The following is a 13807-nucleotide window of genomic DNA, read 5'->3' as shown; positions in this document are numbered from 1 at the left end:
GAATGAAGACTCAGCCGTGACGCTGCTGGAAGTCGTGCATGAAGCTCGCCAGCGCCTGCGCGCCTGCAACCGGCATCGCGTTGTACAAGGACGCACGAATGCCGCCGACCGCCTTGTGCCCCTTCAACGCCAGCAGGCCGGCCGCCTTGGATTCGCTGACAAACAAGGCATCCAGCTGCTCGTCCGGCAGAAAGAACGGGATGTTCATGCGCGAGCGCACCGCCGGGGTGACCAGGTTGCGGTAGAACCCGCCGGAGCCATCGATCGCGCCATACACCAGCGCGGCCTTTTCGGCGTTGCGGCGGGCGAACTCCTCCACCCCGCCCTGCTCCAGCATCCACTTCACGGTGAGTCCGAGCAGATACCAGTTCCAGGTCGGCGGCGTGTTGAGCATCGAATCGCGTGCGGCGTGCGAGGCGTAGTTGAAGATGTCCGCGCGCGGCTGGCCAGCGCGTTCGAGCAGGTCGCGCCGCACGATCAGCACCGAGATGCCGACCGGGCCCAGGTTCTTCTGCGCGCCGGCATAGATCAGCCCATAGCGCGACACATCCAGCGGCTCGGACGCGATCGAGGAACTGAAATCGGCAAACAGCGGCAGCGTGCCCACCGCCGGCGTGTCGCGGAGCTCGACGCCGTGGATGGTCTCGTTGGCGGTGATGTGCACGTAGGCCGAGTGCGGCGACAAGGTCCAGCTGGCCACTGGCGGAATGTCGGTGAAGCCGCCCGCCTGGCCGTCGGCGGCAATGCGTGCATCCACATAGGTGGCCGCCTGCTTGAGCGCGGTCTTGCCCCAGTGGCCGGTGATCACGTAGTCGGCGGCCTGGCCGGGTGCGGCGAAATTGAGCGGCAGCAGCGCCTGGATGGTGGTGGCACCACCGGCGGTGAACAGCACCGCATAGTCATCGGGAATCGACAGCAAGCGGCGCAGATCGGCTTCGGCCGCGGCCGCCACGGCCATGAAATCGGCGCTGCGGTGGCTGATTTCCACGATCGAGGCGCCGACGCCGTTCCATTCGACCATCTCCGCCTGCGCCTGGCGCAGGACCGATTCCGGCAATGTCGCAGGGCCGGCACTGAAATTGAACGCGCGTGTCATGGCACACCTTGTCGAGCTAGCCTTCTAGTATGCCGCAGCGCACCGGCCTTGGCAGCGTCGCAGAAAAGTTGCATGTGCATCCTTCTCACTGGCGGAGACGTATGGTTTGCGTAGGCCATCGGCAGCGCCATCACGGTGGTCCGTTATTCTCATCAGCAGCCACTGTCAGGAGCGAGCCATGTCCCTTCGCGATGTCTTGAAGACGCCGTCCAGCGAGATCACCGATGAGGCCGTCTACCGCGACCGACGCCGGCTGCTGCAGCTGTTTGCCCTGACCCCGGCGCTGGGCGTGGCCGGCTGCGCCGAGGCCGATCCGCCGCCTCCGCCCAAGACCGTGGTGACCCCGGCGCAGGCGCGCAGCGGCTTCCGGACCGCCGAGGAACTGACCCGGCTGGAAGACGTCACCAGCTACAACAACTTCTACGAGTTCGGCACCGACAAGACCGACCCGTCCAAGGCCGCCAAGACCCTGAAGCTGTCGCCATGGTCGGTGAAGGTCAGTGGCGAGTGCGAAAAGCCCGGTAGCCTGTCGCTGGACGAATTGCTCAAGGGCATCAGCGCGGAAGAACGCATCTACCGGCTGCGTTGCGTGGAAGGCTGGTCGATGGTGATCCCGTGGACGGGGGTGCCGCTGGGCGAGGTGCTCAAGCGCTTTGCGCCAACCTCCAAGGCCAAGTACGTGGCGTTCACCACGCTGGCCGACCCGCAGCAGATGCCCGGCGTGCGCTACCGCTCGATCAACTGGCCATACCGCGAAGGCCTGCGCATAGACGAAGCGATGCATCCGCTGACCCTGCTGGCCACCGGCCTGTACGGCAAGCCGCTGCCGCAGCAGAACGGCGCGCCGCTGCGGCTGGTGGTGCCGTGGAAGTACGGCTTCAAGAGCATCAAGTCGATCGTGGAGATCCGTTTCGTCGAGAAGATGCCCGAAACCGCCTGGCACGACCTGCAGCCCTCCGAATACGGGTTCTTTTCCAACGTCAATCCGGCGGTGGACCATCCGCGCTGGAGCCAGAAGACCGAGCGCCGCATCGCCGGCACCGCCAGCAAGCTGTTCGCCGAGCGGATCGCGACCAAGCCGTTCAACGGCTATGCGGACCAGGTCGCCTCGCTGTACGCGGGCATGGACCTGAAGAAGTGGTTCTAGGCGACTAACACCCAGATATCCACCTCCCGTAGGAGCGCACCCGGGCGCGACCGCTCTTCCTGCACAAGGCAGTCGCGCCCGGGTGCGCTCCTACGTTTCATGTCCGCGCACGTTTCCTGCCCGCGCGGCATCGCTTCCTTCTTCGAGATCGCATGGCCAAGACGTCCGCATCCCTGATCGCCGCCAAGACCCTGGTGCATGTCGCCGCACTGACGCCGATCGCCTTGCTCGGCTGGCAGTTCTGGCAGGTATGGCAAACCGGCAGCGATGCACTGGGCGCCGATCCGGTGGCCGAGATCGAGCACCGCACCGGGCTATGGGCGCTGCGCTTCCTGTTGATCACCCTGGCGATCACGCCGCTGCGCCAGCTCACCGGCCAGGCGCTGCTGATCCGCTTCCGGCGCATGCTCGGGCTGTACGCGTTCCTCTATGCCAGCGTGCACCTGGCGGCCTACCTGAGCCTGGATCTGCGCGGCTTCTGGACCCAGATCTTCGAGGAGATCCTCAAGCGTCCCTACATCACGGTCGGCTTTGCGGCATGGCTGCTGCTGGTGCCGCTGGCGATCACCTCCACCCAGGGCTGGATGCGGCGGCTCAAGCGCAACTGGGGCCGCCTGCACCTGCTGATCTACCCGATCGGGCTGCTGGCGGTACTGCACTTCTGGTGGCTGGTGAAATCCGACATCCGCGAACCGGCGCTGTATGCCGGCATTCTGGCCGTGCTGCTGGGCTGGCGGATCTGGAAAAAACTCAGCGCGCGCCGAACCACAGCAAGGCGCTCAACGCCGCCGCCAGCAACACCGCGCTGAGCAGCAGCCATGGCCAGCGCGCGACCTTGACCGGCGTACGCGCCGGCTCGCTGGTCGCGCGTGGCAGCGGCTGCGGCTCCGACTCGGGGATGTCCCAGGTGGTGCCGTGGTGGATACGCGGCACCTCGACGACAAAGCGGTGGCGCGCGTCGAACACGACCTGGTCGCCGGCCTGCAACCAACCGTCGCGCACCTGCACGCCGTTGATCCAGCTGCCTTCTTCCGAGCCCAGATCACGGATCAGCACACGGTCGCCGTGACGCTCCAGCCGCGCGTGCTGGGCGGCAAAGGCCGGGTCGTCGATGACGATGTCCGCCGCCGGGTCACTGCCGACCAGCCGCGAGCGGTCCAGGGTGAAGCTGCGCCCGTGATGACGGCCGCCGAGCCCGCGCAACAGCAGGCAGACCTCGCTCAGGCCGGTCTCGTCGTCTTGAACATCATTGGCCGGCGCGCTCGACGGCGCACTGCGCAGGAGCATCTCCACGCCGTCGGCGTAGATCGCATCGCCGGGGCGCAGCAGCGCCATGCGCCGCACCGGGCGTCCGTTGACGTGGATGCCACGGATCCCGTTGGCCACCTGCAGCCACAGCCCGCGCTGGTCCAGGCAGAACTGCGCCAACAGCAGCGCCCCCTGCGCATCGGCAACCACCCGCACGCTGCCGGAGGCATGGCGGACGATCCGGTGGACGCCGGGCTTGAGGGAATGATCCGGCTGCTGCCGGTGGGTGAAATGAACTTGCAGATCGCGCACCCGCCGCAGCCTAGCAGGTTTGCCACGCGCCGCGGCCAACAACCTGACCGGTGTCGCTCCGCCCCATGCACCGGGCCGGGGCGTCGTTGCCGCTGCGTGCCACGCGCGCCGCACTTGGAGCCTGGCGCGCGCATGCGCACAATGCGCGCTCCTTTCGTCTTTTCCATGGAACCCATGTCCAGCATCGATATCCGCCACGACCATGCCCTGTCGCCGGCCCAGGCCCGCGCAGCGATCGACGCGGCGGCCCGCAAGCTGACCGATCGCTACGGCGTCGCCTCGCACTGGGAAGGCGATACCTTGCGTATCGCGCGTGCCGGCGTGGATGGGGCGATCGCCCTGTTGCCGCAGCAGGTGCATGTCACCGCCGAGCTTGGCTTCCTGTTGTCGGCGATGCAGCCGATGGTGGAATCGGAGATCCGTCGCCTGCTGGCCGAAAAACTCGCCTGAGCGTGCAGCGCCGCTGATCGGGTCTGATCGTCCGGGTCGGCCTGACGGCACTATCGCTTCAGCAGCAAGTCAGCCGCGCCGTCCGTTGCAGGGGGATGCTTCATGGGTGCTTCACCTGCTCGATGCAGTGCCCGGACTAGGGTGAAGGCAACGTCACTTGGCAACCCAACAGGAGCATTCCATGACGACCGGATACGATCAGAACGGCAAGCGCGACGATGCAGCGCACGGCTTCCAGGCGCAGGCAGAGCAGATTTCGCGCCGGCTCGGTGAATCGGCACAGACGGTATGGCTGGCCGGGCTCGGCGCGCTGGGTCGGGTGCAGAGCGAGGGGGGCAAGTTGTTCGACTCGCTGGTGCGCGAAGGCGCAGCGTATGAGCGCAGCGGCCAGCGCAAGGCGGCTGAAAGCGTCGACGAGCTGCGCGAAGAGGTGGAAACCCAGTTCGAGCAGGCACGCGACACCGCCGTGCGCGGCTGGGACAAGCTGGGCAAGGCCTTCGACGAACGCGTCAAGGGGGTCTTGCGCACGCTCAACATCCCCGAGCAGGACGAACTGGAAAACCTGCGCCGCGAGGTGGAATCGCTCAAGGCCCAGGTGCGTGCCAATACCGCCGCGACCAAGCGCGCCAACCGCACCGCCAACCAGGCAGCCCAGGCCGCCAGCAGCGACACCACCGGCGCAGGCACAGCCACCGGCAGCGCCACCTCAAACAATGCTGCATTTGATGGTGAATAAGACAGTTCGGCAATGTTGCAAAGCAGCATGATTTTTTAGACAATCGGGAAGGACCCGCCAGTCCTGCATTACGAAGTCCGTTTGCTCCCCTCCCCTCACGGCTTCGGACTGGCGGGTCTTTTGCTGCCTGGATCACGGCGCGTGCGATCACTGCCGCCGATCCATTGACGAACCTACCGCGAAGGATTCTTCTAAGCGCACCGCTTCGTCATATGCGCCATCCCTTCGCTTGATGCTCATGCCTCCCTGGATTGTGGCGCTTGTGGCTTCCCTGCTGCTCTGGCTGGCGGTGTGCGCCTATGTATGGCTGGTGCGCCGCCGTGCCGACGAAACCACCGAGGGCGTGCATGCATTGGCGGCCATGCACTGGCGCGACTTTTCCGGCGTGGTGCTGCGCGTGCTGCAGGAGCAACGCGGTTGGCAACCGACCCAGGTCCCGCAGGACGGCCTGCCGACGGCCGAATTCATGATGCGCACCGGACAAGGCACCCGCCTGGTGGCCTGCAAGCATGGGCGCAGCTACCGCATCGGCGTGGCAGCGGTGAACGAGCTGGGTGCGATGGCGCGGCTGGCCGGCGCAGGCGGCGGCGTGATGGTGACCGAAGGCCGGATGGAACGCGAAGGCATGGCCGCCGCCGAGAGGCAGTCCATCGAAGTGCTGGATGGCACGCGCCTGTGGCCCTTGCTCAAGCCGTATCTGCCGGGCGATGTGGAAGCCGGGGTGGTCCGCATGGCGCGCCGCCGTGCGATCCGTCACAGCCTCGGTGCCGGTGCGGCGCTGGCGACCCTGGCCCTGGTTGCGGTGCTGGCGCTGCAGCCGGCGCAGTCGCCCGTGCCAACACAGCAGGCCGCACTGGTGGCCACTTCGCGCGTTGCCGAATCGGTTTCTGCAATCCCGGCACCGCAGCGCACACCCTCGCAACAGCCAGCACCGCCGACAGCCGCGGCGCCTGCATCGATGCCGCTGGCAGGCACTGCCGAACCGGATGCGATAACCGTGCAGGGCTATCAACGCGAGGTGTCAAAGGCGTTGGCTCGGACGCCCGGCCTGGTGCGCGGCATCTGGATCACCCAGGCAACGCTGGCGGTGGATCGCTCGGTCGAAGACGCTGCGGCGTGGCCGCTGATCTGCCGCGAACTGCAGCGCTACCCGTACCTGCGCACCGTGCGCGTGCAGCTCAATCCCCGGCCCGGCGTGGACGAACCGGTGCGCTGGCGGCAGTGCACGACGATCTGATGCATGCCTTGGGCCGCCCACTTGCACTTAGCCTCTGAGGCTCAGCGCATTCCCGGCGCAAACCGCGCCACCAGGTCATAGGACCCGCCCAGAAACAATTGACGCACGTAGGTGACCGGCTGGTCGCCGCGCCAGGTGTGGCGATCGATGACCAGGCAGGCCGTGCCATCGTCCACCTGCAGGCGTTCGGCTTGCGCGGCGTCCGCACTGGCGGCGCTGATGCGGTGCTCGGCGCGCGTCCACGGCACGTTGCGCAGCAACCAACTGCCCGGCGCGATGTCGGTGAACGGCTGCAGCAATGCCTCGGGCACGGTGGTGGTGTCGATCACCCGCTGTTCTAGCGCGAATGGGCTGCCGTCTGCCAGGTGCACGCTTTCCAGCGCCAGCAGCTTGCCGCTGCTGCCCAGGGCACGCTCCTGCGGCACGCGCAGGCGCGGGTTGCGCAGCCGCCGCGACACCAGCGAGAACGCGTAGACGTGGCCGCGCGCGGTCATTTCCACCTCGATGTCGGGAATCGACAAGGCGACCTGCTCCAGATGCGGATGCGGGCGCGCCACGAAGGAGCCGGTGCGGCGGCGGCGTTCGATCATGCCGGCATCGGCAAGCAGGCCGAGCACCTTGTTCACGGTCATCCGCGAACAAGCGTATTGCGCCATCAACTCGTGTTCGGGCGGCACACGGTGACCGGGCGGCCAGTCGCCACTGTGGATGCGTTGTTCCAGATCCTGCCGGATGCGTTGATGCAGGGTGCCGGGCGCGGCGATGGGGGTGGCGGTCAAAGCGGGTCTCCGGTCAGACCTGCATTGTGCGCGTATCGGCTCATTTGCTCAGCAGCGCTCGCAAAACGCCGGCAAAACGCGTGGCAATCCGCGCGCGATCCACATGGCGCCCGTCACGCACCACCGGCCGCCCGGCGCGCCAGACAGTGCGCACCGCACCGCCGCGCGCGGCGAACAGCCAACTGTCCAGCAGCGCATCGTCATCGCGCGCCAGCAGCGCCGGATGGGCCGGGTCCAGCTCCAGCAGATCGGCCGATGCGCCGACCCGGATGCCAGTGTGAGCAATGCCCAAGGCCTGTGCTGCGCCCTCGCCCGCCTGGTCGAACAGCCAGCGCCCGCTCGAGGTACCCGCCTGCGCCAGCACATTGCGCGCCTGCAGCTGCAGACGCTGGCCGTATTCGAGCAGGCGCAGTTCTTCGGCCGCGTCGATCAGGACATTCGAATCCGAACCCACGCCAAAGCGCCCGCCCGCGGCGGCAAATGCCTGCATCGGGAACAGACCGTCACCCAGATTCGCCTCGGTGATCGGGCAAAGCCCGACCACCACGCCGCTGTCGGCGATGGCCTGCAGCTCGCGCGCGTCCACGTGCGTGGCATGCACCAGGCACCAGCGCGCATCCACCGGTGCGTTGGCCAGCAGCCACTGCACCGGGCGCTGGCCCGACCAGGCCAGGCAGGCCTCGACCTCGCGCTGCTGCTCGGCGATATGGATATGGATCGGGCCATCGGTGAGCGGCACCAACGCCGCCAGCTGCTCCGGCGTGACCGCGCGCAGGCTGTGCGGCGCCAGTCCAAGCACGGCATCCGGCAATGTTTTCAGGCCGCCCTTGCAGTCGTCCAGCAACCGCGCGAAACCATCGATGTCATGGATCAAACGACGCTGGGCTGCGCTGGGCGCAAGGCCGCCGAAATCCGCATGCGCATAGAACACCGGCAACAGCGTCAGCCCGATGCCGGTGTTGGCGGCGGCAGCGGCGATGCGCGCGGACATTTCGCCGGCCTGCGCATACGCCGCACCACCGGGGCTGTGGTGCAGGTAGTGGAATTCGCCGACGCGGGTGAAGCCGCTTTCGAGCATTTCCACATAGGCCTGTTCGGCGATCGCCTGCAGGCTGTCCGGATCGAGCCGGTCGACGAAGCGGTACATCAGCTCGCGCCAGCTCCAGAAACTGTCGCCGCTGCGCCCGCCCACCTCGGTCAGGCCGGCCATGCCGCGCTGGAACGCGTGGCTGTGCAGGTTGCCCAGCCCGGGCAGCAGCAGCGCGACCCGGGTATCGCCGGCGACAGGTGCGCGATCGGCCTGCACCGTGGCGATGCGCCCCTGCGCCAGCGTGATCCGCACATCGCCAGCCCAGCCATCGGGCAGGAGCGCCCGCGCTGCCCACAACGCCTGCACCTGTTGGTCTGCCACTGGACACCCCCGATTGCCGGTTCTATTGTATATACATATCAGACAGCATGAGCCTGCGCCATGTATTGCGACGTCCTCTGGCACAACGCACGGCTGATGACCCTGGACGCGGCCGATGGCGGCCTGGGCATCGTGGACGATGGCATTCTGGCCTGCCAGGACGGCCGCATCGCCTATGCCGGCCCGGCCGCGCAGGCTCCGGCGTTGAAGCCGGACGTTGCGCACGATTGCCAGCGCCGCTGGATCAGCCCCGGCTTGATCGATTGCCATACCCATCTGGTGTACGCAGGCAATCGCGCCAACGAGTTCGAGCAACGCCTGCGCGGTGCCAGTTATGCCGAGATTGCCGCAGCCGGCGGCGGCATCGTGGCCACGGTGCGCGCCACCCGTGCCGCCGATGACGCAGCGCTGCTGGCCGCCAGCCTGCCGCGCCTGGACGCGATGCTCGCCGAGGGCGTGACCACGCTGGAAATCAAATCCGGCTACGGGCTGACGCTGGAGGACGAAACCAAGCAGCTGCGCGTGGCACGTCAGCTCGCCACGCTGCGCAAGGTCGAAGTGGTGCCGACCTTCCTCGGCGCGCACGCGGTGCCGCCGGGCGGCGATGCGCAAGGCTACATCGACGCCGTCTGCACGCAGATGATTCCGGCGATTGCCGCGCAAGGCCTGGCCGAGGCGGTGGACGTGTTCTGCGAACACCTGGCGTTCTCGCCCGCGCAGGCCGAACAGGTCTTCCTCGCCGCGCAGGCGCACGGCTTGCACATCAAGATCCATGCCGAACAACTGAGCAACCAGCACGGCGCGCAACTGGCCGCACGCCATGGCGCCTTGTCGGCCGATCACGTCGAATACCTGGATGACGCCGGCGTTGCCGCGATGGCCGGCGCCGGCACGGTCGCGGTGCTGTTGCCCGGTGCGTTCTATTTCACCCGCGATACCCAACTGCCGCCGATCGCGGCGCTGCGCGCCGCCGGCGTGCCGCTGGCCCTGGCCACCGACTGCAACCCCGGCACCTCGCCGCTGACCAGCCCGCTGCTGGCGATGAACATGGCCGCCACGCTGTTCCGTATGACCGTGGACGAGTGCATTGCCGGTTTCACCCGGCACGCCGCACGCGCGCTGGGGCGCGGCGAGCGGCTCGGTCGTCTGCGCGCCGGCATGCACTGCGACCTGGCGATCTGGGACATCGATGCGCCGGCCGACCTGGTCTACCGCATGGGCTTCAATCCTCTTCATGCCCGCGTCTGGCGCGGGCATTCCTGCTGAATCCGGAGTCCTCATGAGTGCATCTGTTGTCCTGCAGCCCGGCCAGGTCACGCTGGCGCAGTGGCGTGCGCTGTATCGCGGCGCCGAGGTCGTGCTGGACGACGCCTGCGCGGCCGCGGTGCTGCGCAGCGCGCAGACGGTGGAGGCCATCGTGGCGCGCGGCGAGCCGGTCTATGGCGTCAATACCGGCTTCGGCAAGCTGGCCAGCGTGCGCATCGAGCGCGAGGACCTGCAGACCCTGCAGCGCAATATCGTGCTCTCGCACGCGGCCGGCGTCGGCGAGCCCACGCCGGTGCCGGTGGTCCGGCTGATGATGGCGCTCAAGCTCACCAGCCTGGCCCAGGGCGCCTCGGGCGTGCAGCCGGGCACGCTGGCATTGCTGGAGGCGATGCTGCGCCGGGACATCACGCCGGTGGTGCCCTGCCAGGGTTCGGTGGGCGCATCCGGCGATCTGGCACCGTTGTCGCATCTGGCCGCGGTGATGATCGGCGTCGGTGAGGCCTTCGTCGGCGGGCAACGCCTGCCTGCCGCCGACGCGCTTGCGCAGGCGCAGTTGCAGCCGCGCGTGCTCGGCGCCAAGGAAGGCCTGGCGCTGCTCAACGGCACCCAGTTCTCCACCGCCTGCGCATTGGCCGGCCTGTTCGAGATCGAGACCGTGCTGCAGGCCGCGCTGGTCACTGGCGCCTTGTCGGTGGAAGCGGCCAAGGGCTCGGACACGCCATTCGATGCGCGTATCCATGCCCTGCGCGGCCAGCCCGGGCAGATCGCCACCGCTGCGGCACTGCGCGCGCTGATGGCCGATTCGAGCATTCGCGAATCGCACCGGCTGGGCGATGTGCGCGTGCAGGATCCGTACTGCCTGCGCTGCCAGCCGCAGGTGATGGGCGCGGCGCTGGACATCATGCGCCAGGCCGCACGCACGCTGGAGATCGAGGCCAACGGGGTCTCGGATAACCCGCTGGTGTTCAGCGACACCGGCGAGGCCTTGTCCGGCGGCAACTTCCATGCCGAGCCGGTGGCCTTCGCAGCCGACATGCTGGCGATGGCGGTGTGCGAAATCGGCTCGATCAGCGAACGCCGCACCGCGATGCTGGTCGACCCGGCGTTGTCGGGCCTGCCGGCGTTTCTCACCCCGCGCCCGGGCCTGAATTCCGGTTTCATGATTCCGCAGGTCACCGCTGCGGCGCTGGTGTCGGAGAACAAGCAACGCGCGTATCCGGCCAGCGTCGATTCGATTCCGACCTCGGCCAATCAGGAAGATCATGTATCGATGGCCGCGCATGGCGCGCGGCGCTTGCTGGCGATGGCCGAGAACGCCGCACACGTGATCGGCATCGAACTGCTGGCGGCCGCACAAGGCTGCGACTTCCATGCGCCGCTGCGCTCCAGCGCCGCACTGGAAGCCGCACGCGCGTTGCTGCGCGCGCAGGTGCCCACCTTGCAGGATGACCGCTATTTCCATCCCGACATGCTGGCGGCCAGCGCGTTGGTGCGTTCGGGTGCACTTGCGCAGGCGGTTGCCATGGCATTGCCAGGCGTGGAGCAGCAGGCATGATGCGAGACGCCGCATGAGCGCCCTGCCCTGGCTCGACATCCACCGCGGCGATGCGCCGCTGATCCTCAGCTTCCCGCATACCGGCACCGAGCTGCCCGACGCGCTGGTGGACCAGTTCGTCTCGCCCTGGCTGGCACGTCGCGATGCCGACTGGTGGGTGCATCAGCTGTACGACTTTGCGCAATCGCTGGGCGCCACCACCGTGCGCACCGCAATCTGTCGCTCGGTGATCGACGTCAACCGCGACCCCAGCGGGGCGTCGTTGTATCCGGGCCAGAACACCACCGGCCTGTGTCCGTTGACCACCTTCGACAACCAGCCGCTGTATGCCGATGGCGCCGAACCTGACGAAGCGCAGATCGCCTGGCGCCGCACGCGCTGGTTCGACCCCTATCACGCGGCGATTGCCGACGAAATCGCGCGCCTGCGTCGGCTGCATCCCCGAATCGTGGTGTACGACGCGCACTCGATCCGCTCCTTCATCCCGCATCTGTTCGATGGCGAGCTGCCGCAGTTCAACATCGGCAGCAACGACGACCGCAGCTGCGCTCCGGCGCTGGCCGATGCGGTGGAGCGGCTGTGCCGCAGCAGCGGCTCGAGCACCGTGCGCAACGGGCGCTTCAAGGGCGGCTGGATCACCCGCCACTATGCGCAGCCCGAGCATGGCGTGCATACGCTGCAGATGGAGCTGGCATGCCGCGGCTACATGCGCGAGCCGGACGCGATTACCCCGCAGAACTGGCCGACGCCCTGGCTCCCCGCGCATGCAGTCGCGCTGCGCGCGGTGCTGCGGCACGTGCTGCTGGCCTGCCTGCAATTTGCCGCCGACAGCGCTCAGTCCTCCGACACCACGCCGCTTGCGGCGCACCGTTGATTGCAAGGAAACCGGCATGACCCGTCACGATGCAACCCGCGTCATCCGCGCCGCCACCGGCACCACGCTCACCGCCAAGAGCTGGCTCACCGAAGCGCCGCTGCGCATGCTGATGAACAATCTGGACCCGGACGTGGCCGAGCGCCCGCAGGAGCTGGTGGTCTACGGCGGCATCGGCCGCGCCGCGCGCGACTGGGAATCCTTCGATGCGATCGTCGCCGCGCTCACCCGCCTGGAGGATGACCAGACCTTGCTGGTGCAGTCCGGCAAGCCGGTCGGCGTGTTCCGCACGCATGCCGATGCGCCACGCGTGCTGATCGCCAATTCCAACCTGGTGCCACGCTGGGCCACCTGGGATCACTTCAACGAACTCGACCGGAAAGGTCTGGCGATGTACGGCCAGATGACCGCCGGCAGCTGGATCTACATCGGCGCGCAAGGCATCGTGCAGGGCACCTACGAGACCTTCGTGGAGATGGGCCGCCAGCATTACGGCGGCAACCTGTCCGGGCGCTGGTTGTTCACCGGTGGCCTCGGCGGCATGGGTGGCGCGCAGCCGCTGGCTGCGGTGATGGCCGGCGCCTCGTGCCTGGCGGTGGAATGCCGCCGCTCCAGCATCGACATGCGCCTGCGCACCGGCTACCTGGACACCTGGACCGACGACCTGGATGAAGCGCTGCGCCTGGTCGAGGAATCGTGCACGGCCAAGAAGCCACTGTCGGTCGGCCTGCTCGGCAATGTCGCAGACGTGCTGGACGAACTGCTGCTGCGCGGGGTCAAGCCGGACCTGCTGACCGACCAGACCTCCGCGCACGACCCGGTCAACGGCTACCTGCCGCAGGGCTGGACGGTGGAGGAATGGGACGCCAAGCGCGTGTCCGCACCGAAGCAGGTGGAAGCGGCCGCGCGCGAGGCGATGGCCAACCACGTCCGCGCCATGCTCACCTTCCACGCCCTGGGCGTGCCCACCGTGGACTACGGCAACAACCTGCGGCAGATGGCGCTGGAAGCAGGCGTCGACAACGCGTTCGACTTCCCCGGCTTCGTGCCCGCCTACATCCGGCCGCTGTTCTGTCGCGGGATCGGGCCGTTCCGCTGGGTGGCGCTCAGCGGCGATCCGGACGACATCGCCAGGACCGATGCCAAGGTCAAGGAACTCATTCCCGACGATGCGCATCTGCACCGCTGGCTCGACATGGCCGCCGACAAGATCGCCTTCCAGGGTTTGCCTGCGCGGATCTGCTGGGTCGGCCTGGGCGACCGCCACCGGCTCGGCCTGGCCTTCAATGCGATGGTGCGCAGCGGTGAGCTCAAGGCGCCGGTGGTGATCGGCCGCGACCACCTGGATTCGGGCAGCGTGGCCTCGCCCAACCGCGAAACCGAAGCCATGGCCGACGGCTCGGATGCGGTCTCCGACTGGCCGTTGCTCAACGCGCTGCTCAACACCGCCTCCGGTGCCACCTGGGTGTCGCTGCACCACGGCGGCGGCGTCGGCATGGGGTTTTCGCAACATGCCGGCATGGTCATCGTCTGCGACGGCAGCGAGGCCGCCGACAAGCGCCTGGAGCGCGTGCTCTGGAACGACCCGGCCACCGGCGTGATGCGCCACGCCGATGCCGGCTACGCCATCGCCACCGACTGCGCCAGGCAAAAAGGCCTGGATTTACCGGGGATTCTCGGCTGAAGATCCTCGGCC

Annotated in this window: 13 protein-coding genes; 9 read left to right on the top strand and 4 right to left on the bottom strand. The window is 67.9% G+C overall.

From position 1 onward, the window contains the following. Nucleotides 1-10 precede the first annotated feature (10 nt). Complete coding sequence (gene serC / locus CPBF1521_RS08400; protein WP_115676701.1) at nucleotides 11-1096, bottom strand: 3-phosphoserine/phosphohydroxythreonine transaminase; 1086 nt, start codon at nucleotides 1094-1096, stop codon at nucleotides 11-13. Between the two features lie 178 nt (nucleotides 1097-1274). On the opposite strand from serC, the gene msrP reads away from it, so the two are divergent. Both msrP and msrQ read left to right on the top strand, forming a co-directional pair. After that, entirely contained in the window at nucleotides 1275-2243 is a 969-nt protein-coding gene (msrP, locus tag CPBF1521_RS08395) for a protein-methionine-sulfoxide reductase catalytic subunit MsrP (protein WP_024940184.1), read from the top strand. A 152-nt stretch (nucleotides 2244-2395) separates the two neighbouring features. After that, nucleotides 2396-3052: a protein-methionine-sulfoxide reductase heme-binding subunit MsrQ gene (gene msrQ / locus CPBF1521_RS08390; protein WP_115676700.1), complete on the top strand. Its 657-nt coding sequence runs from the start codon at nucleotides 2396-2398 to the stop codon at nucleotides 3050-3052. On the opposite strand, the gene CPBF1521_RS08385 is transcribed toward msrQ, so the two are convergent. Further along, nucleotides 2994-3803, bottom strand: coding sequence for an FHA domain-containing protein (locus CPBF1521_RS08385; RefSeq protein ID WP_115676699.1), 810 nt, complete (start codon nucleotides 3801-3803; stop codon nucleotides 2994-2996). The two genes, msrQ and CPBF1521_RS08385, sit on opposite strands and share 59 nt — an antisense overlap. A 174-nt stretch (nucleotides 3804-3977) precedes the next feature. Here CPBF1521_RS08385 and CPBF1521_RS08380 point away from each other — a divergent pair, with 174 nt between their 5' ends. The 3 genes from CPBF1521_RS08380 to CPBF1521_RS08370 all read left to right on the top strand — a co-directional run bounded on the left by CPBF1521_RS08380 (nucleotide 3978) and on the right by CPBF1521_RS08370 (nucleotide 6226). After that, a complete protein-coding gene (locus CPBF1521_RS08380; RefSeq protein WP_102596972.1) occupies nucleotides 3978-4253 on the top strand; it encodes a polyhydroxyalkanoic acid system family protein in 276 nt (91 codons plus the stop codon). A gap of 181 nt (nucleotides 4254-4434) precedes the next feature. Further along, complete coding sequence (locus CPBF1521_RS08375; RefSeq protein ID WP_115676698.1) at nucleotides 4435-4989, top strand: phasin family protein; 555 nt, start codon at nucleotides 4435-4437, stop codon at nucleotides 4987-4989. 232 nt (nucleotides 4990-5221) lie between these two features. Next, on the top strand, nucleotides 5222-6226 hold the full coding sequence (locus CPBF1521_RS08370; protein ID WP_115676697.1) for a restriction endonuclease: 1005 nt from the start codon (nucleotides 5222-5224) through the stop codon (nucleotides 6224-6226). Nucleotides 6227-6267: 41 nt separating this feature from the next. On the opposite strand, the gene hutC is transcribed toward CPBF1521_RS08370, so the two are convergent. Next, the gene (gene hutC / locus CPBF1521_RS08365; protein WP_164740304.1) at nucleotides 6268-7005 is read right to left on the bottom strand and encodes a histidine utilization repressor; all 738 of its coding nucleotides are present in this window, start codon (nucleotides 7003-7005) and stop codon (nucleotides 6268-6270) included. A gap of 40 nt (nucleotides 7006-7045) precedes the next feature. Further along, nucleotides 7046-8416: a formimidoylglutamate deiminase gene (locus CPBF1521_RS08360; RefSeq protein WP_181901161.1), complete on the bottom strand. Its 1371-nt coding sequence runs from the start codon at nucleotides 8414-8416 to the stop codon at nucleotides 7046-7048. Nucleotides 8417-8476: 60 nt separating this feature from the next. Here CPBF1521_RS08360 and hutI point away from each other — a divergent pair, with 60 nt between their 5' ends. The 4 genes from hutI to hutU are packed head-to-tail and all read left to right on the top strand — an operon-like array spanning nucleotide 8477 to nucleotide 13795. Beyond that, entirely contained in the window at nucleotides 8477-9682 is a 1206-nt protein-coding gene (gene hutI / locus CPBF1521_RS08355) for an imidazolonepropionase (RefSeq protein ID WP_104648457.1), read from the top strand. A gap of 13 nt (nucleotides 9683-9695) precedes the next feature. Further along, complete coding sequence (gene hutH, locus CPBF1521_RS08350) at nucleotides 9696-11237, top strand: histidine ammonia-lyase (RefSeq protein ID WP_115676696.1); 1542 nt, start codon at nucleotides 9696-9698, stop codon at nucleotides 11235-11237. A gap of 13 nt (nucleotides 11238-11250) precedes the next feature. Next, nucleotides 11251-12111 (top strand): N-formylglutamate deformylase, encoded by an 861-nt coding sequence (hutG, locus tag CPBF1521_RS08345; RefSeq protein ID WP_115676695.1) that lies wholly within the window; start codon nucleotides 11251-11253, stop codon nucleotides 12109-12111. A 16-nt stretch (nucleotides 12112-12127) separates the two neighbouring features. Further along, entirely contained in the window at nucleotides 12128-13795 is a 1668-nt protein-coding gene (gene hutU, locus CPBF1521_RS08340; protein WP_115676694.1) for a urocanate hydratase, read from the top strand. Nucleotides 13796-13807 lie beyond the last annotated feature (12 nt).

This window comes from Xanthomonas euroxanthea (assembly GCF_900476395.1).
Classification (GTDB): domain Bacteria; phylum Pseudomonadota; class Gammaproteobacteria; order Xanthomonadales; family Xanthomonadaceae; genus Xanthomonas; species Xanthomonas euroxanthea.
The sequence above is the reverse complement of the archived record's forward strand: the minus strand, read 5'-3'. Positions and strand labels throughout refer to the sequence as shown.